The sequence below is a fragment of the Bacillus paralicheniformis genome (assembly GCF_001042485.2).
Classification (GTDB): Bacteria; Bacillota; Bacilli; order Bacillales; family Bacillaceae; genus Bacillus; species Bacillus paralicheniformis.
In genome coordinates this window covers 240845-264243 of the sequence record NZ_LBMN02000036.1, presented here as the reverse complement: position 1 = coordinate 264243, position 23399 = coordinate 240845, and the positions used below count along the sequence as shown (strand labels likewise).

At 46.1% G+C, this 23399-nt stretch carries 26 protein-coding genes and 1 riboswitch; of the genes, 22 read left to right on the top strand and 4 right to left on the bottom strand.

The features are described from left to right. Positions 1-13: 13 nt before the first annotated feature. Positions 14-343, bottom strand: a complete 330-nt coding sequence (locus tag ACH97_RS20295) for a hypothetical protein (RefSeq protein ID WP_023857499.1) — start codon at positions 341-343, stop codon at positions 14-16. A gap of 365 nt (positions 344-708) precedes the next feature. Between ACH97_RS20295 and lysA the strand changes: the two genes are divergently transcribed. Further along, the gene (lysA, locus tag ACH97_RS20290) at positions 709-2028 is read left to right on the top strand and encodes a diaminopimelate decarboxylase (protein WP_020452022.1); all 1320 of its coding nucleotides are present in this window, start codon (positions 709-711) and stop codon (positions 2026-2028) included. 259 nt (positions 2029-2287) lie between these two features. After that, positions 2288-3148 (top strand): poly-gamma-glutamate hydrolase family protein, encoded by an 861-nt coding sequence (locus ACH97_RS20280; protein WP_023857497.1) that lies wholly within the window; start codon positions 2288-2290, stop codon positions 3146-3148. Here ACH97_RS20280 and ACH97_RS20275 read toward each other — a convergent pair. After that, complete coding sequence (locus tag ACH97_RS20275) at positions 3145-4041, bottom strand: DUF1002 domain-containing protein (RefSeq protein ID WP_020452020.1); 897 nt, start codon at positions 4039-4041, stop codon at positions 3145-3147. The genes ACH97_RS20280 and ACH97_RS20275 overlap by 4 nt on opposite strands. 337 nt (positions 4042-4378) lie before the next feature. Between ACH97_RS20275 and ACH97_RS20270 the strand changes: the two genes are divergently transcribed. From ACH97_RS20270 to ACH97_RS20225, 10 genes are all read left to right on the top strand, one after another. Next, positions 4379-4816: a peptidylprolyl isomerase gene (locus ACH97_RS20270; RefSeq protein ID WP_020452019.1), complete on the top strand. Its 438-nt coding sequence runs from the start codon at positions 4379-4381 to the stop codon at positions 4814-4816. Positions 4817-5044: 228 nt separating this feature from the next. After that, the gene (locus ACH97_RS20265; protein ID WP_043054368.1) at positions 5045-6175 is read left to right on the top strand and encodes a Rap family tetratricopeptide repeat protein; all 1131 of its coding nucleotides are present in this window, start codon (positions 5045-5047) and stop codon (positions 6173-6175) included. After that, positions 6165-6434, top strand: coding sequence for a hypothetical protein (locus tag ACH97_RS20260; protein ID WP_023857494.1), 270 nt, complete (start codon positions 6165-6167; stop codon positions 6432-6434). The genes ACH97_RS20265 and ACH97_RS20260 overlap by 11 nt, the downstream gene beginning before the upstream one ends. A gap of 216 nt (positions 6435-6650) precedes the next feature. Then, positions 6651-8840, top strand: coding sequence for an RNA ligase (locus ACH97_RS20255; RefSeq protein WP_048350679.1), 2190 nt, complete (start codon positions 6651-6653; stop codon positions 8838-8840). Positions 8841-9102: 262 nt separating this feature from the next. Further along, positions 9103-9447, top strand: coding sequence for a hypothetical protein (locus ACH97_RS20250; protein WP_020452015.1), 345 nt, complete (start codon positions 9103-9105; stop codon positions 9445-9447). A 102-nt stretch (positions 9448-9549) separates the two neighbouring features. After that, positions 9550-9700, top strand: a riboswitch (FMN riboswitch). A gap of 109 nt (positions 9701-9809) precedes the next feature. Then, on the top strand, positions 9810-10898 hold the full coding sequence (gene ribD / locus ACH97_RS20245) for a bifunctional diaminohydroxyphosphoribosylaminopyrimidine deaminase/5-amino-6-(5-phosphoribosylamino)uracil reductase RibD (protein ID WP_048350678.1): 1089 nt from the start codon (positions 9810-9812) through the stop codon (positions 10896-10898). An 11-nt stretch (positions 10899-10909) separates the two neighbouring features. Beyond that, positions 10910-11557: a riboflavin synthase gene (ribE, locus tag ACH97_RS20240; RefSeq protein WP_048350677.1), complete on the top strand. Its 648-nt coding sequence runs from the start codon at positions 10910-10912 to the stop codon at positions 11555-11557. Between the two features lie 21 nt (positions 11558-11578). Beyond that, on the top strand, positions 11579-12775 hold the full coding sequence (locus ACH97_RS20235; protein ID WP_048350676.1) for a bifunctional 3,4-dihydroxy-2-butanone-4-phosphate synthase/GTP cyclohydrolase II: 1197 nt from the start codon (positions 11579-11581) through the stop codon (positions 12773-12775). Between the two features lie 34 nt (positions 12776-12809). After that, positions 12810-13274 (top strand): 6,7-dimethyl-8-ribityllumazine synthase, encoded by a 465-nt coding sequence (ribH, locus tag ACH97_RS20230; protein WP_003183115.1) that lies wholly within the window; start codon positions 12810-12812, stop codon positions 13272-13274. Between the two features lie 101 nt (positions 13275-13375). Further along, entirely contained in the window at positions 13376-13750 is a 375-nt protein-coding gene (locus ACH97_RS20225; RefSeq protein ID WP_020452011.1) for a GNAT family N-acetyltransferase, read from the top strand. A 10-nt stretch (positions 13751-13760) separates the two neighbouring features. Here ACH97_RS20225 and ACH97_RS20220 read toward each other — a convergent pair whose 3' ends face one another. Both ACH97_RS20220 and ACH97_RS23225 read right to left on the bottom strand, forming a co-directional pair. Then, a complete protein-coding gene (locus tag ACH97_RS20220) occupies positions 13761-14282 on the bottom strand; it encodes a DUF309 domain-containing protein (protein WP_048350675.1) in 522 nt (173 codons plus the stop codon). Positions 14283-14401: 119 nt separating this feature from the next. Next, the gene (locus ACH97_RS23225; protein ID WP_003183108.1) at positions 14402-14497 is read right to left on the bottom strand and encodes a YjcZ family sporulation protein; all 96 of its coding nucleotides are present in this window, start codon (positions 14495-14497) and stop codon (positions 14402-14404) included. 182 nt (positions 14498-14679) lie between these two features. Between ACH97_RS23225 and ACH97_RS20215 the strand changes: the two genes are divergently transcribed. The 10 genes from ACH97_RS20215 (at position 14680) to ccsB (ending at position 23391) form a co-directional block, all read left to right on the top strand. Beyond that, positions 14680-15435 (top strand): segregation/condensation protein A, encoded by a 756-nt coding sequence (locus ACH97_RS20215; RefSeq protein WP_035338491.1) that lies wholly within the window; start codon positions 14680-14682, stop codon positions 15433-15435. Next, positions 15425-16018 carry an SMC-Scp complex subunit ScpB gene (gene scpB / locus ACH97_RS20210; protein ID WP_023857488.1) on the top strand — a complete coding sequence of 198 codons (594 nt, stop codon included), beginning with the start codon at positions 15425-15427 and terminating at the stop codon, positions 16016-16018. The genes ACH97_RS20215 and scpB overlap by 11 nt, the downstream gene beginning before the upstream one ends. A gap of 114 nt (positions 16019-16132) precedes the next feature. Then, the gene (locus ACH97_RS20205) at positions 16133-16624 is read left to right on the top strand and encodes a YpuI family protein (protein ID WP_048350674.1); all 492 of its coding nucleotides are present in this window, start codon (positions 16133-16135) and stop codon (positions 16622-16624) included. Between the two features lie 153 nt (positions 16625-16777). Then, positions 16778-17932, top strand: coding sequence for a D-alanyl-D-alanine carboxypeptidase family protein (locus ACH97_RS20200; protein ID WP_043054364.1), 1155 nt, complete (start codon positions 16778-16780; stop codon positions 17930-17932). Beyond that, a complete protein-coding gene (locus ACH97_RS20195; RefSeq protein ID WP_020452005.1) occupies positions 17920-18507 on the top strand; it encodes a nucleoside recognition domain-containing protein in 588 nt (195 codons plus the stop codon). The genes ACH97_RS20200 and ACH97_RS20195 overlap by 13 nt, the downstream gene beginning before the upstream one ends. Positions 18508-18511: 4 nt before the next feature. After that, positions 18512-19048 (top strand): spore maturation protein, encoded by a 537-nt coding sequence (locus ACH97_RS20190; RefSeq protein ID WP_023857485.1) that lies wholly within the window; start codon positions 18512-18514, stop codon positions 19046-19048. Positions 19049-19207: 159 nt separating this feature from the next. Beyond that, positions 19208-19942, top strand: a complete 735-nt coding sequence (gene rluB / locus ACH97_RS20185; protein ID WP_043054363.1) for a 23S rRNA pseudouridine(2605) synthase RluB — start codon at positions 19208-19210, stop codon at positions 19940-19942. Between the two features lie 84 nt (positions 19943-20026). Further along, on the top strand, positions 20027-20563 hold the full coding sequence (resA, locus tag ACH97_RS20180; RefSeq protein WP_095323640.1) for a thiol-disulfide oxidoreductase ResA: 537 nt from the start codon (positions 20027-20029) through the stop codon (positions 20561-20563). Then, on the top strand, positions 20563-22203 hold the full coding sequence (gene resB / locus ACH97_RS20175; RefSeq protein ID WP_043054592.1) for a cytochrome c biogenesis protein ResB: 1641 nt from the start codon (positions 20563-20565) through the stop codon (positions 22201-22203). Before resA ends, resB begins: the two co-directional genes overlap by 1 nt. A 12-nt stretch (positions 22204-22215) precedes the next feature. Next, positions 22216-23391: a c-type cytochrome biogenesis protein CcsB gene (gene ccsB, locus ACH97_RS20170; protein WP_020452000.1), complete on the top strand. Its 1176-nt coding sequence runs from the start codon at positions 22216-22218 to the stop codon at positions 23389-23391. Positions 23392-23399: the final 8 nt, after the last annotated feature.

The window sequence follows — 23399 nt, the reverse complement described above, 5'->3', positions numbered from 1 at the left end:
AAAAGCCTCTTTTTCAGTAATCGAATTCAGGTCTTTGGGTCCCGATGCCTCTGTATTCGTTCGCAGAGATCGCGACTGCCCGGAGGCTGCAGATGTTGTTCTGTCTTCTGATCGGATAGACGACATACAGCATTTCGCGGCCGGACGGGTCAAACGTTGACGAATGAAGGAAAACCTCGGTTCCTCTCCGCCAAAATCTCGTATTCGCCGGAGCTGTAATAATCTGCCCTTCATAAGGCTCGTAAATTCGCTGTTCATGATGTACAGCCGGCTGATAAGAGCCGTATACATCTTCCGGTGTATAGCCTGGAGCCGGGGTGTAGGGGTAACGGTTTGGATACATATGATAACCTCTTTCCCACTTCGTTTTTTTAGTTTTCATCTTTAAGATTATATTCAGGTAAATGCCTATTTGTATGGGCGATAATCTTGATTTTTCAGCTCTTTTTTTAACTGAATGGACGTTATGTATGCCTATTTCTATCAAGTGCTGTTTTCTGTTATTCTATAATCAATAGAATGGATTGGTTTTTTAGGGGATTATTCCCTTTGTAAATCAAGAAAATTTGGACAAATGGTGGTTTAGTTTTTAAAACGAAATGTTATAATACAACATAAGAATCGCACTATCATGAAGCCGGAAGATGCATCGGGCAGCAATCGGACCGCCCCTTGCACCTTTGTAGATAGAGAAAGAGGGAATGACAATTGTTTTTACATGGTACTAGCAGACGAAATGAAAGTGGACACCTCGAAATCGGCGGTGTCGATGTTCTATCATTGGCAGAAAGATATGGAACACCTCTTTATGTATACGATGTCGCGCTGATAAGAGAGCGCGCTCGAAAATTCCAGAAGGCATTCAGGGAAGCCGGTTTAAAAGCGCAGGTAGCGTATGCAAGCAAGGCGTTTTCAGCGGTCGCCATGATTCAGCTTGCCGAACAAGAGGGGCTGTCTCTGGATGTGGTATCGGGAGGAGAGCTTTTTACTGCGATCAAAGCAGGGTTCCCCGCTGAACGGATTCATTTTCACGGAAACAATAAGAGCCCTGAAGAACTAGCCATGGCTCTGGAGCATCAAATCGGCTGCATCGTGCTCGATAACTTTCACGAGATCGCCATTACAGAAAAGCTTTGCAAGCAATCAGGACAAACTGTAGACGTTTTGCTCAGAATCACACCGGGAGTTGAAGCGCACACGCATGATTATATTACGACGGGACAGGAAGATTCGAAATTCGGTTTTGATCTGCACAATGGGCAGGTCGAACAAGCCATCGAACAAGTCCTTCGCTCATCTGCGTTTAAGCTCCTCGGCGTGCACTGCCACATCGGTTCGCAAATTTTTGATACGGCGGGATTTGTTCTTGCGGCAGACAAGATCTTTGAAAAGCTCGCTGAATGGAGGGAGACTTACTCATTCATTCCGGAAGTGCTCAATCTCGGCGGGGGCTTCGGCATCCGCTATACAAAAGACGACGAGCCGCTCGCTGCCGATGTCTATGTTGAAAAAATCATCGAGGCGGTCAAAGCAAATGCCGAGCATTTCGGCTTTGACATCCCTGAGATTTGGATCGAACCGGGCAGGTCTCTCGTCGGAGATGCAGGAACCACGCTGTACACGACCGGTTCGCAAAAAGAGGTGCCGGGCATTCGCAAATATGTGGCTGTTGACGGCGGCATGAGCGATAATATCAGGCCGGCGCTTTATGAGGCAAAATATGAAGCGGCCGTCGCCAACAGGATGAACGATGCTTGTCATGATACCGTATCAATCGCAGGAAAATGCTGTGAAAGCGGAGATATGCTGATTTGGGATTTGGAAATCCCCGAAGTTCGTGACGGAGATGTGCTCGCCGTTTTCTGCACCGGTGCATACGGCTACAGCATGGCCAACAACTACAACCGCATTCCGCGCCCGGCCGTCGTTTTTGTCGAGGATGGAGAAGCGCAGCTCGTCATTCAGAGAGAGACGTATGAGGATATCGTCAAGCTGGATCTGCCGCTGAAATCGAAAGTAAAACAATAAAAAAATGGAGATTCCCTCAAGGGGGTCTCCATTTTTTTATTCAAAAAGAATTTTTTCCCGTTTGCCGCATGAAGAATATTTCCCGGCCATCGGGCGGTGTTTTTTGCAAAAAAGATCATGACATGCATAGAACAGCGACCGGGCTGATTGTATATAATATTGGGAATTTAACAAAAATTTAACAAAGGAGATGGTAAAGGCAATGATCAAGGTGAAAAGGATGAGATTTGCTGATTTTGCGGATTTAGAGGCGGAGTAGATGAAACCGGCCAAAGTATCCCTACTCCACCGCATGCTCCAGTGCCTGAAGCAATGTGTTGATTGTAACATAGCGAAGTGTTTTACAGCAATAAACAGTTCTGTGAATATTTTATTAATTTCTGCTGTGATTTCATTCCCATATTCTGCTGCGGCTCATCCTGCAACACAGTCCGCTGATAAATATTCAAGCTTTGAAGAATTGAAGCGGAATGAAGATCCGGCGTCTTACCGAATGACGGAGAAGGACGCAAAAGTGCCGATGCTCATCATGGCGATCCATGGAGGCGGCATCGAACCCGGAACAAGTGAAATCGCCAATGAAGTGGCGAAAAATTATTCCTTGTACTTGTTTGAAGGGCTGAAATCATCAGGCAATAGGGATCTTCACATTACAAGCACCCGTTTTGACGAGCCGGCGGCGCTCGCCATCACTGCGAGTCACCAGTATGTCATGTCGCTTCACGGCTATTACAGTGAAGACCGCGCTATTAAAGTGGGCGGGACAGACCGCGTTAAAATCAGAATATTGGTTGATGAGCTGAATCGCTCGGGGTTTGCCGCTGAAATGCTGGCGACGGACGACAAGTACGCCGGAACCCATCCGAATAACATCGCCAACAAGTCGCTTTCCGGGCTGAGCATTCAGCTTGAAATGAGCACAGGATTCCGCCAATCTTTATTTGATCGGTTCACGCTAAAAGACAGGGCAGCGACGCAAAACGAAACGTTTTACCGATTTACAAAACTGCTGACCGATTTTATTCACGAAAACTATGAAGAAGACGGAGGGGACTTCCCCTCTGCAAAAATAAAACACCCCCTTCAATTGAAAAAGGAGGTGTTTTGGCGGTTGTGTTAACCGTTGGACTCTGAGGTGCCGCCGCCGGTGAATACGGAAACGATGGCATTCCACAGAGACACAAAGAAGTCGATCAGTTTTTGAAGGAAATTTTGTCCTTCTTCAGAATCCAGGAATTTCGTGATTTTATCTTTTGCTTTGTCAAGCTGGTCTCCAACCTGGTTCCAGTCGATATTAATATTTTTCATGTTATTAAATAAAGACATGAGAGATTTTTTCTGATCCTCTGTGAGCGTCACTCCCAGATCGGAAGCGGCGGAATCAATCGTTTTTTCCAATTCCTCTTTTGATTCGGGAACCCCGTTTTTCGAGATTTCTTCCTTGACTTTGGCCATCAGCGCTGATGCATTCTCACTGCCGATTTTCTCGCCAAGCTCTGAAGTGGTGACTAGCTCTTCATTCGCGACTTTTTTCACGTCTTCGGAGATCTTTTCGCCCGAAGTCGTTTCATAGGCTTTCATTAAACCGGTCAAAGCGGCTGTGCCTGATACTTCAAATGGTGCAGTGATATAGACTTTAGCGTCTTTTACACCGGCTGTCATCAGCGCGTTTAAATACATTTCATCCGTAATTCTGCTGATATTGTGTGTCTGCACTTCCAAACCGGTGCCTTTTTTCGCTACGGTAATCGAAGAAGAAGAAATCGCTCTTGTTCCGATTTGTGCTTTCGGTATATAATCCCCTAAATATTTATGCTCCTCATCATTTGTCACCTCGATGATGGTCGCATTTTCAGGCGCATTCATTTCTTTTAATACCTTTTGTCTGTCCTGGCTTGACAAGTCTTTCCCCAGCGTGACGATCACATCACCCACTGCGGCGTCAGCAAAGCTGACCTGCGGGAAAATGAGCAGACACAATGCTGTAAAGATTCCTAGTATCGATTTTTTCAAGCTCAATGCCCTCCTTAAAAATGCAGGCTTCAGGCAGAATTGCTGTACTTTTAAAGAAGCCTGCCGGAACGGAAATAATGCGTTCCGAAATATAGACGGATGAAAGATGAGAGAGGTTTCAAAGAAAAAAAGAGATCCATTTTTCTTCAAGTCAAATGCCCTCCGGGTATCGTATCACACCGCTCTTTTATCATTCATGATTTTCACAGGCGATTCAACCTTTTTTTAAAATCTTTTACAAAAGTGATGCAAGAGCGCCGTTTATTTCAGGTAGATTGGCTCTGTGCTTCTTTGATATGATATAATGACCCTTGTGAAATGAAAGGAGAGAATCAAGATGGCTAAAAAAGGATACATACAACTGACAAACGGCAAAAAAATCGAGTTTGAACTATATCCGGAAGCGGCGCCGGGAACTGTCGCCAACTTTGAAAAACTTGCAAACGAAGGGTTCTATGACGGGTTGAAGTTCCACCGCGTCATTCCGGGCTTCGTCAGCCAAGGAGGCTGCCCGCACGGCACCGGAACAGGCGGACCTGGATATACGATTAAATGCGAGACAGAAGGGAATCCGCATAAACACGAAGCCGGTTCTCTCTCAATGGCTCACGCAGGAAAAGATACTGGAGGCAGCCAATTCTTTATCGTCCATGAGCCTCAGCCGCACTTGAACGGCGTACACACTGTTTTTGGAAAAGTCACATCAGGTCTTGATGCTGTCACTTCAATGGAGCAGGGACAAGGCATGGAAAAAGTCGAAGTATTTGACGCATAATTAGAAAGCGAAGAAACAGCCCGCTAAGCCGGGCTGTTTTTTGTCTGAAACGGTGTTCATTTTCCAGATGCAATAGGACCAGGGACCGATTCTTCGACCGCGTTTTGCTAGGAAATGATGATCCTAATAAATAAAATAATTGTGAAAAAATGACCCTTTATGTAAAATATATTCAAGTGAAGAGCTAGAAAGAGAACGCAATCTGTACAAAAGGAAGGGGCGTAAGGGGTGAGCGTAAAAATCCCATCGACTGCAGTCGGCGTAAAAATTAATGACTGGTATAACGCGATACGCAAATTCAATGTTACGGACGCCGAAATGCTGAAGGCAGAAATTGAGCGCGAAATTTCTCAAATGGAAGAAGATCAAGACTTATTATTGTATTACGCCTTAATGGAATTCAGACACAGAATCATGCTTGATTACGTAAAACCATTGGAAGAAGGCGAAACCCCGCCTGACTTTTCTGAAATATTAAAAGATATCGAAGATGAACAAGGAAAGCTGACAGGCCTGCTTGAATATTATTTCAATTTTTTTAGAGGGATGTATGAATATAAAAACCATGATTATATTAAAGCGATCTCTTTTTACAGGCGCGCCGAAAAAAAGCTGCTGCATGTCGAGGACGAAATAGAGAGAGCAGAGTTTCATTTTAAAATGGCTGAAGTGTTTTATCATATGAAACAGAGCCACGTGTCGATGAACTATGCGCTTCAAGCGATTGAAACCTACCAGGCGCATGAAACTTACACGGTTCGGAGAATCCAATGCGAGTTCGTCATCGCAGGCAACTATGACGATCTGGATTCGAATGAAAAAGCGCTTTCGCATCTTGAAAAGGCGCTGAAGCTTTCACAGGAGAAAGGCCAGCTCATATTGGAAGGACACACCTATTACAATTTGGGTAACTGCTATTATAAGATGGGGGATTTTAATCGGGCGGCTGAATACTTCAACAGAGCTGCTGCGATTTATCAAGAAGAGTCATCAGATATTCTCCCAAAAGCGTTTTTTAGTCTTGCACATGCATATTTCAAGCTGAAGCAGCTGGAACAGGCGGATGACGCGTTAAACAAAGGGATTGACATCGCCCGGCGATCAGACGATTCGATCTATCTATCAAAATTTCATTTTTTGAAAGCCTTGTATCTTGATGATGACGGAAGAGCTCAAATGCTGGAAACTTTTCAGCTGCTCGGGTCAAAAAAGATGTATCCCGATATTGAGGACTTGGCATTGGAAGCTGCTGAATACTATAATGAAATTGGGCGCTTGAGCGACTCTGTTTATTTCTATCAAACGGTATTCAGTGCTCGAAAACAAATGAAAAAAGGGGACTGGTCGTATGAAATCTAAACTGTTGTTAACCGCCGCTGCTTCAGTAGCAGGACTTTCTCTGGCAAGTGCTGTGCTGATGACGCAAACAGATGGTATGAAAGTCGCCGAGAGAAATGTAACGTCCGCACCGACGCAAATCGCCGAGAGAAACGTAACGTCCACACCGGTGCAAATCGCTGAGAGAAATGTAACATCCGCACCGGTACATGTTGCTGAGAGAAACGTAACATCTGCCAAAACGTCACCGATTCATATCGGAGAACGAAATGTAACATAATATTCCGTCAAAGGGCAGTGCTCGCTTATATGAGCACTGCCTTTTTTATGTCCGATAAAAAGAGGATAGGTGTGAAATAACACGTAAAAAGTCCCCTTTAGGGGGTGTTTTTTGTTTATTTTTTGAAACAAAATGCAAATAAGGACGTATATCCTTGGAAGGAATGCTAAATTTTTTTATAATAAAACTTATCAGAACTAAATAAGGAGATCAATAATGAGGACTTTGGTACTGCTTAGAGGCTGCCCTGGCACCGGAAAATCAACCTGGATCAGGGATCATCAATTGAATCAATATACACTGTCTGCTGATCAGCTGAGGCTGATCCATCAGTCACCCGTGTTAAATTTGGAAGGGAAATACGACATTTCCCAAAAAAATGACGGCAAGGTATGGAAGCTTTTGTTCACCCTCCTTGAAGAAAGGATGGAAAGGGGGGAATTCACCGTCGTTGATGCCACACATGCGAAACCAAGCATGATTTCAAGCTATAAAGCTCTCGTTTTAAAGTATCGCTACAGAGCGTATGTGGTTGATTTTTCCGATATTCCGCTTGAGACCGCTCTGTTGAGAAACCGGGAGAGGGCTGAGCATAAGCGGGTGCCCGACAGCGTGGTTCACGCCATGCACGAGCGGATTTTAACCGAACCGGCGCCTTCCTGGACAACGGTCATCAAGCCGGAAGAATTTGACGATGTGATGCAGTATAAGCCGAGGCGGCTCGACAGCTACAAAAAAATACATGTGATCGGGGATGTGCACGGCTGTTTTACGGTGCTGGATTCTTATTTGAAAGGCAGACTCGAAGATGACGAGTTATATATTTTCACAGGTGATATGGTTGATAGAGGAATAGAAAACGCAAAAGTTGTTCAATTCCTGTTCAGTATCAAAGATCGTAAAAATGTGATTTTGCTCGAAGGAAATCATGATAAATACTTGAAGCAATACGGGCATGATGAAGAGACAAGAAGCAGCGTATTTAACAAGAAGACAAAACCGGAATTAGACGAAGCAGGCTTTGACAAAAAAGATATCAGGGAACTGGCCAGGCGCTTCCACCAAATTGTTTACTTCACGTATGGAGAAGATGCTTACATCATCACGCACGGCGGCATTTCCGCGCTTCCTGACAACCTTCTGCTTACGGCTACCAGCCAGCTGATCAACGGTGTCGGCGGATATGAGACAGATATCGACCATGTCTTTACGAAAAATATGGAAGGGCGGAACATCATTCAAATCCACGGGCACAGAAACATGTTCCGGCTTCCAGTGCATGCAGCCGCAAAATCATATAACCTGGAAGGGCAGGTGGAGCACGGCGGGCATTTAAGGGTTGTCACCATCGATCGGTCGGGAATTCAAACACATGAGATAAAAAATGATGTGTTTAAAACGTCCGCTCCTTCGCTTGATTCTCATCACGAACACGAGGAGCTGACGGTCGACCATTTTCTAAAGCATTTGGACGAACACGATTATGTGTCTGAGCAAAAATTAGCCGGCGGCATTTCCTCTTTTAACTTTACGAGGAAGGCTTTTCAGGAGAGAAAATGGGACAGCGTCAGCATGAAGGCAAGAGGGCTGTTTATCAACAGAAACACCAAAGAAATCGTCAGCAGAAGCTACAACAAATTTTTCAACATCGATGAGCGCCTGACGACGAAAATGCATGTTCTCGTTAACACGCTGCGCTTTCCGGTCACTGTTTATGATAAGGCGAATGGATTTTTGGGAACTGTCGGCTACAATTCTGAAACCGATGAGCTCGTCTTCACCTCAAAATCTTATACATCGGCAAGCGGACAAAAAGACGGCCATGCGAAATGGGTGGAAGAGCTGTTTCACAAAACGTTTGACGCATCTCAGATAGAGGATGTAAGAGAATATGTAAAAAAACGCAATGTTTCGTTAGTATTTGAAGTCGTGCTGCCAGAAAAAGATCCGCACATTATCGAGTACAAATCGGATAAGCTTGTCCTTCTCGACATTGTTAAAAGGCAGATGAAATATGAAAAGCTGCCGTATGAAGATGTCCTCTGTTTTGCTGAGACATTTCGTGTAGAATGTAAGCAAAAAGTCATTTCTTTTGACCAGTGGACGGATTTTTATAAATGGTACCTGTCTGTGTCAAATGACCCGTCGATTGAAGAGGAGGGATATGTGATTGAAGACTCGGCAGGATTTATGACAAAATTAAAACTGCCTTTCTATCAATATTGGAAGTTCGTGCGCGGTATCAAGCACAGACTCGGAGCGGCTGCTGCTCGCTCGCCCCATCACGAGGCTCTGTTCCATTCCGAGCATGTGAAGTTTCTCGCCTGGGCCAAAACGAAAGACAGCGAGTATCTTAAAAATCAGTCTGTTATTGCCATCCGAAACGACTTTTACAGCGAAACCTAAAGCGAAGAAACCAGAACAAACGGTTTCTCAAAACATAGTTATTTGGACTCAATTTTCAAGCTTGTTTTCACACACACCCCTAAACCAGAATGTACATTCGTAGGTTATAAGTAGTATTTCGTCTGAATATGAAACGATTTCCCTTCATTTTGCGTTATACTTAAAAACCACATATTTTCCGTCTGAATCGAACATGTTTTATTTCATCATTCACAGGAAATAAACATAGGATAGTTCAGAACGTGTTCTGGAGGTTTTGATCATGGGGAAAATAAGATTCAAGCTCACGGTTCTGCTCGTTTTGGCTGCCGTACTGGCCGGAGGCTTTTATTATTTAAAAAACGGAAGCGTTCAAGATGTCTCAACGGCGCTCAGCCAAACCGTCTCATCTGAGGAAAAGAACTATACCATTTATCAATATAAGATCACCAAAATTGACGGCACTGAATACCACGGGGTATCAGATAACGGAACGAAGATCATTTTCAATGCGAAAAATCTTAACCAGGATCTGTCCGACATTAAAGAAGGAGACAAAGTAAAGGCCTACTTCTCTAATGCCAACAGAATCGACGGATTAATCAAAGTCGTCAAGGTGGCAGATTAAAACCCCTCTGTTTCTCAGAGGGGTTTTTCTGTGCAAGCAGTTTTCATTGCAATTTTAATATGCGGCCGCTATAATTACGCATAAGGACAAGTAAATATCGATTGTATCCTTCGGGGCTGGGTGAAAATCCCGACCGGCGGTAATAAAGCGAGAGACAGCTTTAGAGCCCGTGACCCGCTGTGCTTCGTGCAAAGCGGTGGATTCAGTGAGAAGCTGAAGCCGACAGTGAAAGTCTGGATGGGAGAAGGATGAAGAGACTATGTGAAAAATAATGATGATGCATAGTTTTATTTCTCATGCACAAAAACAAACCCCCGGATCGACATCCGGGGTTATTTTTTTGGAAGAAGGGAGGGAAATTCATGACAGATGCGCATTATATGAATCTTGCATTGGAGCTTGCGAAGCAGGGCGAAGGTCAGACAGGGGCCAATCCGCTTGTCGGAGCCGTTGTCGTCAAAGACGGTGAAGTGGTCGGGATGGGGGCTCATTTAAAATACGGTGAAGCGCATGCAGAAGTGCACGCCATTCAAATGGCAGGCCGCCATGCGGAAGGAGCCGTCATTTATGTGACGCTTGAACCGTGCAGCCATTACGGCAAAACCCCTCCTTGCGCGGAACTGATTATTCGTTCCGGTTTGAAGCGGGTAGTCGTGGCAGCCGAAGATCCGAATCCGCTCGTTTCCGGAAGAGGAATCGGGATGCTGAGAAGCGCCGGGATCGAGGTCGAAACAGGCGTTCTCAAAGAACAGGCGGAAGAGCTGAACGAAAAGTTCATGTATTTTATGCGGACAGGCCTTCCGTATGTGACATTAAAAGCAGCTGCCAGCCTTGACGGCAAAACCGCTACCGCAACAGGCGACAGCAAATGGATTACTTCTGAAGAAGCGCGGATGGACGCTCACCAATACCGAAAAAACCACCAGAGTATTTTAGTTGGATCGGGCACAATAAAAGCAGACGACCCGAGTTTGACATGCCGTCTCCCCGGTGCAGTGAATCAGCCGGTGCGTGTCGTTCTCGATACGATGCTGTCAATCCCGCTTCAGTCAAAAGTAATTCAGGATAAAGCAGCGGAAACCTGGATTTACACGACGTCCAAGGCAGATCCCGAAAAGGTTCGGAACCTGGAAAAAGAAGGTGTACAGGTAACCGTGCTGGATGCGGATGAACTTCCGGTGCGCGACGTGCTTCTGCACCTTGCAGACCGAGGAATCGCTTCAGTCTTTGTCGAAGGTGGCGCGACGGTTCACGCAAGCTTCGTCAAAGAAGGACTCTATCAGCAAATGATCTTCTATCTTGCCCCTAAATTAATCGGAGGGCTGCAATCTCCCAGCATCCTCTCCGGTGAAGGCTTTCAATCGATGAAAGATGTCCCCTTACTGCATTTCACAACCATTACCAAAATCGGCCAGGATATAAAGCTGGCGGCAAAACCGATAAAAGAATAAGGCGGTGGCATATGTTTACAGGCATCATTGAAGAAGTCGGAACGATTTTGGACATGAAAAAGGCGGGAAGCGCCATGTCTTTAGTCATCCAATCCAACAAAGTGACCGAAGATGTGAAGCTTGGCGACAGCATTGCTGTCAACGGAGTCTGCCTGACCGTAAATGAGTTCGGTTCCGGCAGTTTCACGGCGGATGTCATGCTTGAAACGCTGAAAGCAACATCACTCGGCACATTAAAAAAAGGAAGCCGCGTCAATCTTGAACGGGCGATGGCGGCAAACGGCCGCTTCGGCGGGCATATGGTGTCGGGGCATGTCGACGGCACCGCGTCTATCGTACGCATAGAAAAAGCGGCTAACGCCGTATACTATGATTTAAAACTTGACTCTTCACTGGCCAAAATGCTTGTGTTAAAAGGTTCGATCGCCGTAGACGGCGTCAGCCTCACCATTTTTGGACTGACGGAAGATCAAGTAACAGTCTCGCTAATCCCGCACACATTGGATGAAACGATTTTTTCGGAAAAAAAGCCCGGAAGCATCGTCAACATCGAGTGCGATATGATCGGCAAATACATTTACCGGTTTCTCCACCAAGCAAAACAAGACAAACAGGCAAAGCCATTGACTGAATCATTTTTTAAAGAAAACGGGTTTTAAATGAAAGGAGGCTGAGCGCCTATGTTTCACACAATTGAAGAAGCGATACGCGATTTGAAGCAAGGAAAAGTCATCATCGTGGTCGATGACGAGGACAGGGAAAACGAAGGCGATTTCGTTGCGCTGGCAGAATACGCAACACCTGAAGTGATCAACTTTATGGCTTCGCACGGAAGGGGTTTGATCTGCGCGCCGCTTAATGAAGAGATCGCTTCACGGCTTGACCTCCATCCGATGGTGGACGAAAATACCGATTCTCATCACACGGCATTTACGGTCAGTGTGGATCACCGCGATACAAAGACGGGGATCAGCGCTCAGGAGCGGTCGTTGACCGTCATGTCGCTGATTGATGATCACGCGCTTCCGGGTGATTTTAAAAGACCGGGGCACATTTTCCCCTTGATTGCGAAAACAGGCGGCGTTTTAAAAAGAGCCGGACATACGGAGGCGGCCGTTGACCTTGCGGAGGCGTGCGGTTCCGCGCCGGCCGGCGTCATCTGCGAAATCATGAATGAAGACGGCACGATGGCAAGGGTGCCCGAGCTCAAAAAAATAGCCGACCAGCATGACTTGAAAATGATTACGATTAAAGATTTGATCGAATATCGCTACAGCAAGGGAACGCTGATCAACCGAGAAGTGAAGATTACGCTGCCTTCCGAATTCGGCACATTCAAGGTTTACGGCTATACAAACGAAATCGATGACAAGGAACATATAGCACTCGTCAAAGGCGATATACCTTACGGAGACGAGCCTGTCCTTGTCCGCGTACACTCAGAATGCCTGACGGGCGATGTTTTCGGCTCTTACCGCTGCGACTGCGGCCCGCAGCTTGCTGCCGCGCTCGCGCAAATCGAACAAGCGGGCCGGGGCGTGCTCCTTTATTTGAGACAGGAAGGAAGAGGAATCGGCTTAATCAATAAACTGAAAGCTTACAAGCTGCAGGAAGAAGGATATGACACCGTACAGGCTAACGAAAAGCTCGGTTTTCTCCCGGATCTTCGCAACTACGGGATCGGCGCCCAAATCTTAAGAGACCTCGGCGTGAAACAAATGAAGCTGCTGACGAACAATCCGCGAAAGATTGCCGGTCTCGAAGGCTACGGCCTGACGATCGCAGACAGGGTGCCGCTGCAGATGGAGACAAAAAAAGATAATGAAAAGTACTTAAAAACGAAAAAATCAAAATTGGGGCATATGCTTCATTTTTAAACTAAAATCAATCACAAAAAAGGACGGGATTCATATGAATAAAATAGAAGGTCATGTAATTGGAACAGATTTGAAAATTGGGATCGTTGTGTCAAGGTTCAACGATTTTATTACAAGCAAACTTCTAAGCGGTGCAGAAGATACGCTGTTGAGACATGGGGTCAAAGCTGATGATATTGATGTCGCCTGGGTTCCCGGCGCATTCGAGATTCCGCTGATCGCCAAAAAAATGGCTGAAACGAAAAAATACGACGCCGTGATTACACTTGGCACGGTCATCAGAGGAGCGACAAGCCACTATGACTATGTCTGCAATGAAGCGGCAAAGGGGATTGCGGCGAGCAGCATGTCAACAGGCGTTCCGGTGATCTTCGGCGTATTGACGACAGACACGATCGAGCAGGCGGTAGAACGCGCCGGAACAAAAGCCGGAAATAAAGGTGCAGAAGCTGCCGCGGCAGCGATTGAAATGGCGAACCTGACCCGGTCGCTTCAATAATTACCGAAAAAGAGTTTAAAAAGGTTATAAAAATGTTTATAATGTGATGTGAAGCGACTAGCCTTCGTTAGATCCACATTTTGATATATTGAGGGGTATTTATGTTAATTCGTTATAAAAAGTCATTCGAAAAGATTGCGATGGGGCTCCTTTCGTTTATGCCGAATGAGAAGGACGTCAAGCAGCTTCAGCAGACAATTAAAGACTATGAAACGGACACTGAAAGGCAGCTGTTCCTATGGAAAGAAGGCGAGGATATTGTCGGCTGTGTAGGAGTAGAGAAAAGAGAAGAAGAAGTCGAGATCAAGCATATCAGTGTAAATCCGTCTCACCGTCATCAAGGAATCGGCAAAAAAATGGTGTCGGCCATTTCGCAAATGTTTGCACCTAAACCGCTGGTTCCGAATGAATTAACTAAAGGATTCTTTGAGCGCTGTCAGGATCACGAAAATGAAGACATCACATATAACCAATGAGCAGAGGCTTCTAGCCTCTGCTCTTTTTTCGCCGTTCGATTTGTTTTTCCCTCTCGGCAACCACTTCAGTCCGGTCTCTCAGCAGGTGTTTATCGATGATGAAGGCGTCCGGTGGATCGTTTGCTCCCCACTCATACGACTTTTTTTCACATTGTTTCCGGCATGCTTTGATCAAAGATGCATCTGTGATCGGAAGCATGATGCTTTCATAAGGAGAATGGGCTTTGATTTTTTGGTAAGTCTTCCTTAACAGCTTGATGAAGCGGCTGTAATCCAATCCGAGTGATTCGACTGCGTCTTTTTCGGACACCAGGATGCGGATGCTGTTCGCCATTAATCTCTCTGCACCGGCAAAATTGTTTCTCCGCTGATGATAGAGTGCGACTGCCAGCTGAATCAATCCAACCCAGTATGATTTCCGCTCGCCGGGATTGTCCTTTTTCCAATGGTCTTCTAAAATTTCGTGGCATTCAAAATAATCCCTTGACCCGTGGAATTCGGCCAGGTAATCGATATAAGCTTGGGGATACATCTGACATCCTCCTTTAAGTTTCCGTTAAAGTGTATCATAAGAACGGAACGGAGGAAAAATGGAGATATATCCAGGCTATGAAAAAAGCGCCCGGGTAACGGACGCTTCTCATTTTTATGTTAATAGATCCATGCCGCTCCTACAATAATCAACAAAATAAACAGAACGACAATCAAAGCAAATCCTCCGCCGTAGCCGAAGCCTTTACCTCCCATGTTGTTCCCTCCTCAGGTTTAAGATTTTACACAGTATTCTATGCAGCATACGCTCAAATCGTATAGGCGAATGCCAAAGCTTCTTAAATTATATTGGACTTCATGCAGACGCGTAATTTATACTAAAGGGTAGCCAGTTTTAGCCGGCTTAGAAGCGATTTTGAAAATGGTGAGAAATGAACATGGAATATCAGGTGAAAATCGAGGCGTTTGAAGGGCCGCTGGATCTGCTGCTGCACTTAATCAACCGCCTTGAAATAGACATTTATGACATACCTGTTGCGAAGATAACCGAGCAGTATTTATTATATGTGCATACGATGCGCGAACTTGAGCTCGACGTGGCCAGTGAATATTTGGTGATGGCTGCGACCCTTCTCAGCATTAAAAGCCGAATGCTCCTTCCAAAGCAGGAAGAGGAGCTGCTTGACGAAGAGTTTCTCGAGGAGGAAGAGGACCCGAGAGAAGAATTGATTGAAAAATTAATAGAGTACAGAAAATACAAAAGTGCCGCGCAAAATTTGAAGGAGCGCGAGGAAGAGCGGCAAAAAGCATTCGCGAAGCCGCCGAGCGATTTAAGCGACTATGCCAAGGAAATCAAACTCAGCGAGCAAAAGCTGTCCGTCACCGTTTACGACATGCTTGGGGCGTTTCAAAAGGTGTTAAACCGCAAAAAAATCAGCCGGCCGTCTGAAACTAGAATTTCAAGACAGGAAATACCGATAGAAGAACGAATGACGCAAATCGTCGATTGTTTGAAATCGTCCCGTCAAAGGATGCATTTTATGGAACTGTTCCCATACGAACAGAAAGAGCATCTCGTTGTGACGTTTTTGGCGATTTTGGAGCTGATGAAAAACCAGCTGATCATCATTGAACAGGAACACAACTTTTCAGACATTTACATAACAGGGAGTGAAGCGATTCATGACGCTTGATATCGTGAATTGGAAAGCCATTGTCGAAGCGCTTTTGTATGCCGCCGGCGACGAGGGCCTGACAAAAAAACAGCTATTATCCGTTTTGGAGATCGATGAAGCCGAGCTTCAGGATATTATGCTCGATGTCAAAGAAACCTATGAAAAAGAAGACAGGGGCATCGAGCTTGTCGAGTACGCGGATACGTACATGCTTTCGACCAAAAAAGAATTCGCCGTCTATTTGAAAAAGCTGATTGAAGCCCCTTCAAAAGGGCTTTCTCAGGCTGCCCTCGAAGTTTTGGCCATCGTCTCATATAAGCAGCCGATTACGAGAGCGGAAGTCGAGGAGATCAGAGGGGTCAAATCTGAACGGATTCTCCAGAGCCTTGTCGCAAAAGCGCTGTTGTGCGAAGTAGGCCGGGCGGACGGACCGGGCAGGGCAATCTTGTACGGTACAACCGAAACATTTCTTGAACAATTCGGCTTAAAAACGCTTGAAGAGCTTCCGCCGCTGCCCGAAAATGTAGAAGAAGACGGGGTTCAGGAAGAAGCCGATCTGTTCTTTGAGAACTTTAACCAGACGTTCGAAGATTTAAAATAGACTCACCTTAAGGACCGAAGTATGATAATATATATTATCGTATTTTTTATGTTTAATTTCATGCATGAAAGAATACGATTGTAACAAAGCGATGAGGAGAGGGTGCCGACACCAATGGCAAAATCTATGGCAAGAGCCCAAACCGAGCAGGCAGGCGAATTTTTAGCACAGACCGTTCAGACGCTGAGCGATTATTTAAACGAAACGACGCTCTTATCCCTTGAAGCCGAAGAGCCCGGGAGCAGAGATTATTATCGCGATGTCCTCAGCAACTTGAGAAAACTGGCGGTTTACTGTGAAGAAGGGCTTCTGGCTTGCCGAATCAGGCTGAAGCAGGTTCCTTTTCAGGACGCTGCCGCCGAAAGGACGCTCTATCAGATCTATCATCGATGCATAGAAGAATTTTTTACACCGAAAAAAGATACTTGGTACGAAGACAGCAGAGCGGCCTACACGGGAAAAAACGCCATTTGCTTTCACGAACCAGCGCCGGCCTCATTAAAAAATTTGATGGCTTCGCTTGAAACAGAATATCAATCGATGAGAGAAGAATTGGAATACTATGCGACTGACTATCGGATGAAGATGGTTCAGCCGAGATCATAGCTTAAATGAACCGTGTGCCGGAACTCCCCCTTTCATGAAAGGGGGAGTTTTAATGTTGCTTGAGATTTTTCTCGGGGAATCATCCAATTGGTGTTCATAACGGAAAGACAAGCGCATAAACTTGTACAAACAACCACAAGGACGTGAGAAAAAATGCGCTTTTTTCTAAAACAGGCTGCAGCAGCCATCATCATATGCTCTCTTTTATGCTCTTCATACCAAATCGCTGAAGCACAGCCTTCCCTTCATGTCAGCGCAAGAAGTGCGATTGTCATGGACGGGCAATCCGGACGGGTATTGTTTGCGAAGGATGAGCATGAAAAACGGCGCATTGCAAGCATTACGAAGATTATGACAGCCATTTTGGCCGTGGAATCGGGCAAATTGGATGAGACAGTCACGGTCAGCGACAGGGCGGTCAAAACGGAGGGATCATCAATCTATTTGACAAGCGGGCAAAAGGTGAAGCTCAAGGACCTTGTTTACGGTTTGATGCTGAGATCGGGAAATGACGCAGCCGTTGCGATTGCTGAGCATGTGGGCGGAAGCCTGGAAGGGTTTGTCTACATGATGAATCAAAAAGCGGCCGACCTTGGCATGGAAAACACCCTGTTCCGCAATCCGCACGGACTCGATGATCACCCTGACCACTATTCCTCGGCCTATGATATGGCGCTTTTGACGAAATATGCGATGACAAACGAAACGTACCAAAAAATCGCCGGAACGAAGCGCTATAAGGCAGAAACGATGCAAGGCATCTGGAGAAATAAAAACAAGCTTTTAACAGGGCTTTACGAATACAGTACAGGCGGAAAGACGGGATATACCAAGCTGGCGAAGCGCACGCTCGTCTCCACTTCATCGAAAGACGGAACCGATTTGATCGCCGTCACCATCAACGCCCCTGACGACTGGAATGATCATATGAACATGTTCAACTATGTATACGGCCACTACAAAACATATATCATCGCCAAAAAAGGCGAGGTTCCGAAATTAAAAGACTCTTTTTACGGGAATAAAGCTTTTATTAAACGGGATGTCACATATCTGTTAAACGAAGATGAAACAGAAGACGTGAAGGTTGACATCGAGCTTCTTAAACCGAAAAAATCGTGGCGTAAAAACAAAAAAGAAATCCCGGACATCATCGGAGAAATGAACGTCATATTCGACGGAAAAACGATTGCAAGCGTACCGATCTATTATGAAAACGAACGTAACAAAAAGCCGAAAAAATCGTTTTTCGAGACCTTTCAATCCGTATTCCAAAAAGCGGCAGGCGGTTCATCATGGTCAATATAATCTGGGTCGGCTTAACGGTGATCGGTCTGGTGTTTGCGCTTTTCAACGGAACGGTTCAGGAAGTCAATGAAGCCGTATTTAAAGGTTCGAAGGAAGCCGTCACGATTTCGATCGGCCTGATGAGCGTCCTTGTTTTTTGGCTGGGGCTGATGAAAATCGCCGAACAATCCGGGCTTCTCGAAAAATTCAGCAGGTTGTGCAGGCCGTTCATTTCAAAGCTGTTTCCCGAGATCCCTCCGGATCATCCGGCGATGGGTTATATTTTATCCAATTTAATGGCCAACTTTTTCGGATTGGGCAATGCGGCGACACCGCTCGGCATTAAAGCGATGGAACAGATGAAGGCGCTCAACCGGAACCGCAGGGAAGCGAGCCGCTCAATGATCACTTTTCTGGCGGTCAATACGTCAAGCATTACCTTGATTCCGACGACCGTCATCGCGGTCAGGATGACATATGATGCAAAGGCGCCGACAGACATCGTCGGGCCGACCATTTTGGCGACTTTAATATCGGGAATCTTTGCGATCTTCATTGACCGATACTTTTATTATAGAAGAAAAAAGAAGGGGTGAGCATGTGGAATTCATCAATTGGCTTTCTCTGGCCCTTATCCCGTTTATCATCGCCACGATTCTGCTGTATGGCACATTCAAAAAAGTTCCGACTTATGAAGCGTTTGTTGAGGGAGGGAAGGAAGGAATCCAAATTGCGTTTTCCATTATCCCTTATTTGGTCGGTATGCTTGTCGCGATCACCGTTTTCCGTGCTTCAGGAGCGCTCGATTTTTTTATGAATCTTTTAAAGCCGGTGTTTTCCGCCGTGGGAATTCCGACGGAAGTGGTTCCGCTGGCTCTGATCCGGCCGATTTCGGGAACGGCGGCGCTCGGCATGACGACCGATTTGATCGCGGTTTACGGACCCGATTCGTTCATCGGCCGACTGGCCTCTGTCATGCAGGGATCGACAGACACGACGCTGTATGTTTTAACCGTCTATTTCGGCGCGGTCGGAATCAAGAAAATGGGGGACGCTTTAAAAGTGGGACTGCTTGCTGATTTAGCGGGGATTATCGCGTCTGTGATAATTGTAACATTGCTGTTTGGAAGCGCCTGATCAAGAGGCGCTTTTTTGCTTTTTTAGCCAAAACTGTTTTACTTTTGACGTGAGAAAGGATACATTTAAGGGCGGAGTGCTTCTTTCCTAAGGAAGAAGGCGTCCGCAAACTTGTTTGTTGGTCTGGAAAAAAGTAAGATAATACATGAGGTGAAAGATATGGAACGACTTCAAAAAGTAATCGCCCACGCCGGTATTGCATCAAGGCGGAAGGCGGAGGAACTTATAAAAGAAGGGAGAGTCACGGTCAACGGCAAAACCGTCAGAGAGCTCGGCGTTAAAGTATCAAGCTCCGACCGGATTGAGGTAAACGGCGTCCAGCTTGAAAGCGAAGAACCCGTTTATTTTCTCCTGTATAAACCGAGAGGGGTTATATCAGCAGTCAAAGACGACAAAGGCCGGAAAGTTGTGACCGACTTTTTCACAGAGGTGGAGGAGCGGATCTATCCGATCGGAAGGCTTGATTATGACACAAGCGGCCTCTTATTGTTAACGAATGACGGGGACTTCGCCAATAAATTGATGCACCCGAAATACGAAATTAATAAAACGTATGTGGCAAAGCTGAAAGGCATTCCTTTAAAGGAGAATTTAAAAAAACTTGAGCGGGGCGTACGCCTTGAGGAAGGAAAGACAGCTCCGGCAAAAGTGAAGCTTTTGTCACTCGATAAGAAAAAGCAGACAAGCATCGTCCAAATCACGATCCATGAGGGGCGAAACCGCCAGGTCAGGAGAATGTTTGAAGCCATCGGACACGAAGTGCTTAAGCTGAAAAGGGAAGAGTACGCTTTTTTGAACCTGGCGGGCTTGAAAACCGGGGAAAAAAGAGAGCTCACGCCTCATGAAGTGAAAAGGCTCAGGGCATTGGCCGAACACGGTAAAGCGGCTTTCTAAATTTTCACACAACCTTCAAAAAAGGCAAATGGCAGGCAGTCATGAGATGATATAATGATACTGAATGTCTAAATGAGGGGGCGGATTATGAAAAAAAAGCGTTTTTACATTCGGACAGGCATCCTCCTTGTGCTGCTTGCAGCGCTTGGCTACACGCTGTACAGCGCCGTGTTTCAAAAGACGGAGAGTGTGGCGGTGGGGGAAAAAGCTCCCAATTTTTCGCTGGAGGATGTTGACGGCAACCGTCTCAAACTGGACGAGCTAAAAGGCAAAGGGGTATTTTTAAACTTTTGGGGAACATGGTGCGAACCATGCAAAAGAGAATTTCCTTACATGGCGAATCAATACAAAGTGTTTAAGGATCAAGGGGTTGAAATCGTCGCTGTCAATGTCGGCGAATCAAACCTTGCCGTCCGAAACTTTATGAAAGACTACGGCGTCAATTTTCCGGTTGTGCTTGATAAAGACAGGCAGGTTCTGAACGCCTACGATGTCACACCGCTGCCGACCACGTTTCTGATCAACCCTGACGGAGAGATTGTCAAAGTCGTGTCTGGCACGATGACAGAACGGATGATCCATGATTATATGAATATGATCAAACCAGAGGGATCGTCATGATGAAAGAAATCAAATGCGAATGCGGCCATGTGAATCCGACGGGTACCGTTTTGTGTGAATCGTGCGGAAAGCCGCTCGTCAAACAGGATGCCAAACTCCTTGACATGCGGTATGACGGAAGTGCGAGACGCTCTCAAACATATAACAAAACAATCGTAGATAAAATATGGAATTTCTTTTCGTCTGTAAAGGTCGGCGTCTGGCTGATCGTCATTACGCTGACAGCATCTGCTTTTGGAACGATTTTCCCGCAGGAAATGTTCCTGCCGCCGGGTGCACAGGCTGATACATACTACAGCGAACAATACGGGCTTCTCGGACAAATCTATTATGCTCTCGGTTTTCACAATCTTTACGGTTCATGGTGGTTTATTATTCTGGTTGCCTCAATCGGCATATCGCTTGTGATCTGCAGCCTTGACCGGGTCGTTCCTTTGTACAGAGCGCTGAAAAATCAGGGCGTCACGCGAAATCCGAACTTTATGGAGAGGCAGCGCCTTTTCAGCCGGACGGAAGCGGATTTGTCTGAAGACACCAGATCGCAAATCATCGGTAAACTGAAGAAAAAACGGTACCGCGTCAAGGAAGAAAACGGCAACCTGTTTGCGGAAAAAGGCCGTTTTTCAAGGTGGGGCCCATATGTGAATCATATCGGGCTGATCATATTCCTCATCGGGGTCATGCTCAGATTTGTTCCGGGCATGTATGTCGACGAAACCCTTTGGATCAGGGAAGGGGAGACCGTGCCCATCCCGGGAACTGACGGCCATTACTACTTGAAAAACAACCGGTTTACAAAAGAAATGTACGACAGTGAAAAAGAAAAAGACGTATTTTCAGAGGCGATTACTAAAGCGGGTGACGGGACTGTCGCAAAAACATATCAAACCGATGTTGAACTGTATGAAAGAAAAAATGACAGCCTGCCGGGTGAAGCGCCTGAATTGAAGAAAGTGAAAAGCGGCAAGATCAGGGTCAATGACCCGCTGAAATTCGGTTCATATGCACTCTATCAGCTGACTTACAAGGAAGGCGAGCTCGACAAAATGGTGTTTCAGCTGATTGAAAAAGACAGCGGGAAATCTTTCGGCAAAGTGGCAATCGACCTCTTGGAGCCGAAACCGGAATATGATCTTGGCAACGGTTACAAAGTTCATATTGCAAGCTACCTGCCGGACTTTTATTTTAACAAAGACGGAGAGCCGAGCACGAAAACGAGGAATCCGAACAATCCGGCTTTTGTATTCCAGATCACCGCCCCGGATAAGCCTAAAGGAGAAAAGAGTTTCGTTGCGATTCAGGAAACAATCGAAGGTTCTGACGACAATAAATATAAGATGAAGTTTGACCACGTCGAAACGAAGAATCTCTCAGGCCTCACCATTAGAAAAGATTTGACTTTATGGGTGCTCATGGTCGGCGGCGCGATCTTTATGATCGGCGTCATCCAGGGGATGTACTGGCACCACAGAAGGATCTGGCTCAGAACGCTGGCTGGGCATGTGCTCGTCGCCGGACATACGAACAAAAACTGGTACGGGCTGAAGCAGGACTTGAAGGCCGTACTTGAGGATACGGGGATATCCGAACCGGCCGATCAAAAAGAACTGTCAAAGGAAAAAAATAAACGGCCAGCATAGGGAGGGGTTTTCATGGCAGAGTTAAGCGGCAATTTATTGTACGCGGCATTTCTCTTGTATCTCTCAGCGGTCTTCTTTTTTGGCGGCTCCATCAGGAGCAAGGCTTCAGACCGGAAGAAGAAGAACCGCTGGGCGTCGATCGCAGTGTTGATCACGATCATCGGATTTGTATGCCAGTTTGGATATTTTATTGCGAGATGGATCGTTTCCGGACACGCACCGGTCAGCAATCTTTTCGAATTTACAACTGCTTTCAGCATGATGCTCGTTCTGGCGTTCATCATCATCTACTTTATTTACAAGCTGTCTGCTTTGGGGCTGTTTACACTGCCCGTTGTCCTGCTGTTAATCGCATATGCCAGCATGTTTCCGACCGATATCACACCGCTGATTCCGTCGCTTCAAAGCAACTGGCTTTATATTCATGTTACGACTGCAGCCCTCGGACAGGCGATTCTCGCCATCAGCTTTGTCGCCGGCGTGATCTTTCTACTCAAGCATGTGGATCAGTCACAGCCTGGCAAAAAAACGTTCTGGCTCGAATTTGTCATGTTTATGCTTGTGACAACGCTCGCGTTTATCCTTGTCACGACCTCATTCCGCATTGGGGGCTATGAAGCGCAGTTCAAGTGGATTGATAAAGACAACCAGGAAGACGTCATGATTTACGAGCTTCCCGCTCTGATCGGGCCGAACAAAGGCGAACTTTTAACAGAGGAGAGAATGGAGCCGCTTGTCAATGTGCCGCCTATTTTTTCAGGACGGAAGCTGAATACGGTTCTCTGGTCGTTTGGAACCGGCGCATTGCTTTACGGTGTCATCAGGCTGATCATCAGAAAACGCATCAGTCAGCTTCTTCAGCCGCTCGTGAAAAATGTGAACCTTGACCTTGTCGATGAAATCGGCTATCGATCCGTTTCGATCGGCTTTCCGGTTTTTACGCTTGGCGCGCTTATTTTCGCGATGATATGGGCACAGCTGGCATGGAGCAGATTCTGGGGCTGGGATCCGAAAGAAGTCTGGGCGCTGATTACATTTTTGTTTTATGCAGCTTATCTGCATCTCAGGCTTTCAAGAGGCTGGCACGGCGAAAAATCGGCGTGGCTTGCCGTTATCGGTTTTGCCATTATTATGTTTAATCTTATTTTTGTAAACCTTGTCATCGCTGGACTTCACTCTTATGCATGATCCGTGCG

What these genes read in the sequence shown, in the direction of transcription:
- ACH97_RS20295 (WP_023857499.1), bottom strand. Translation starts at nt 343, where the DNA reads ATGTATCCAAACCGTTACCCCTACACCCCGGCTCCAGGCTATACACCG.
- ACH97_RS20280 (WP_023857497.1), top strand. Translation starts at nt 2,288, where the DNA reads ATGAAACCGGCCAAAGTATCCCTACTCCACCGCATGCTCCAGTGCCTG.
- ACH97_RS20270 (WP_020452019.1), top strand. Translation starts at nt 4,379, where the DNA reads ATGGCTAAAAAAGGATACATACAACTGACAAACGGCAAAAAAATCGAG.
- ACH97_RS20260 (WP_023857494.1), top strand. Translation starts at nt 6,165, where the DNA reads ATGAAATCTAAACTGTTGTTAACCGCCGCTGCTTCAGTAGCAGGACTT.
- ACH97_RS20255 (WP_048350679.1), top strand. Translation starts at nt 6,651, where the DNA reads ATGAGGACTTTGGTACTGCTTAGAGGCTGCCCTGGCACCGGAAAATCA.
- ACH97_RS20250 (WP_020452015.1), top strand. Translation starts at nt 9,103, where the DNA reads ATGGGGAAAATAAGATTCAAGCTCACGGTTCTGCTCGTTTTGGCTGCC.
- ribD (WP_048350678.1), top strand. Translation starts at nt 9,810, where the DNA reads ATGACAGATGCGCATTATATGAATCTTGCATTGGAGCTTGCGAAGCAG.
- ribE (WP_048350677.1), top strand. Translation starts at nt 10,910, where the DNA reads ATGTTTACAGGCATCATTGAAGAAGTCGGAACGATTTTGGACATGAAA.
- ACH97_RS20235 (WP_048350676.1), top strand. Translation starts at nt 11,579, where the DNA reads ATGTTTCACACAATTGAAGAAGCGATACGCGATTTGAAGCAAGGAAAA.
- ribH (WP_003183115.1), top strand. Translation starts at nt 12,810, where the DNA reads ATGAATAAAATAGAAGGTCATGTAATTGGAACAGATTTGAAAATTGGG.
- ACH97_RS20225 (WP_020452011.1), top strand. Translation starts at nt 13,376, where the DNA reads ATGTTAATTCGTTATAAAAAGTCATTCGAAAAGATTGCGATGGGGCTC.
- ACH97_RS20220 (WP_048350675.1), bottom strand. Translation starts at nt 14,282, where the DNA reads ATGTATCCCCAAGCTTATATCGATTACCTGGCCGAATTCCACGGGTCA.
- ACH97_RS23225 (WP_003183108.1), bottom strand. Translation starts at nt 14,497, where the DNA reads ATGGGAGGTAAAGGCTTCGGCTACGGCGGAGGATTTGCTTTGATTGTC.
- ACH97_RS20215 (WP_035338491.1), top strand. Translation starts at nt 14,680, where the DNA reads ATGGAATATCAGGTGAAAATCGAGGCGTTTGAAGGGCCGCTGGATCTG.
- scpB (WP_023857488.1), top strand. Translation starts at nt 15,425, where the DNA reads ATGACGCTTGATATCGTGAATTGGAAAGCCATTGTCGAAGCGCTTTTG.
- ACH97_RS20205 (WP_048350674.1), top strand. Translation starts at nt 16,133, where the DNA reads ATGGCAAAATCTATGGCAAGAGCCCAAACCGAGCAGGCAGGCGAATTT.
- ACH97_RS20200 (WP_043054364.1), top strand. Translation starts at nt 16,778, where the DNA reads ATGCGCTTTTTTCTAAAACAGGCTGCAGCAGCCATCATCATATGCTCT.
- ACH97_RS20195 (WP_020452005.1), top strand. Translation starts at nt 17,920, where the DNA reads ATGGTCAATATAATCTGGGTCGGCTTAACGGTGATCGGTCTGGTGTTT.
- rluB (WP_043054363.1), top strand. Translation starts at nt 19,208, where the DNA reads ATGGAACGACTTCAAAAAGTAATCGCCCACGCCGGTATTGCATCAAGG.
- resB (WP_043054592.1), top strand. Translation starts at nt 20,563, where the DNA reads ATGAAAGAAATCAAATGCGAATGCGGCCATGTGAATCCGACGGGTACC.
- ccsB (WP_020452000.1), top strand. Translation starts at nt 22,216, where the DNA reads ATGGCAGAGTTAAGCGGCAATTTATTGTACGCGGCATTTCTCTTGTAT.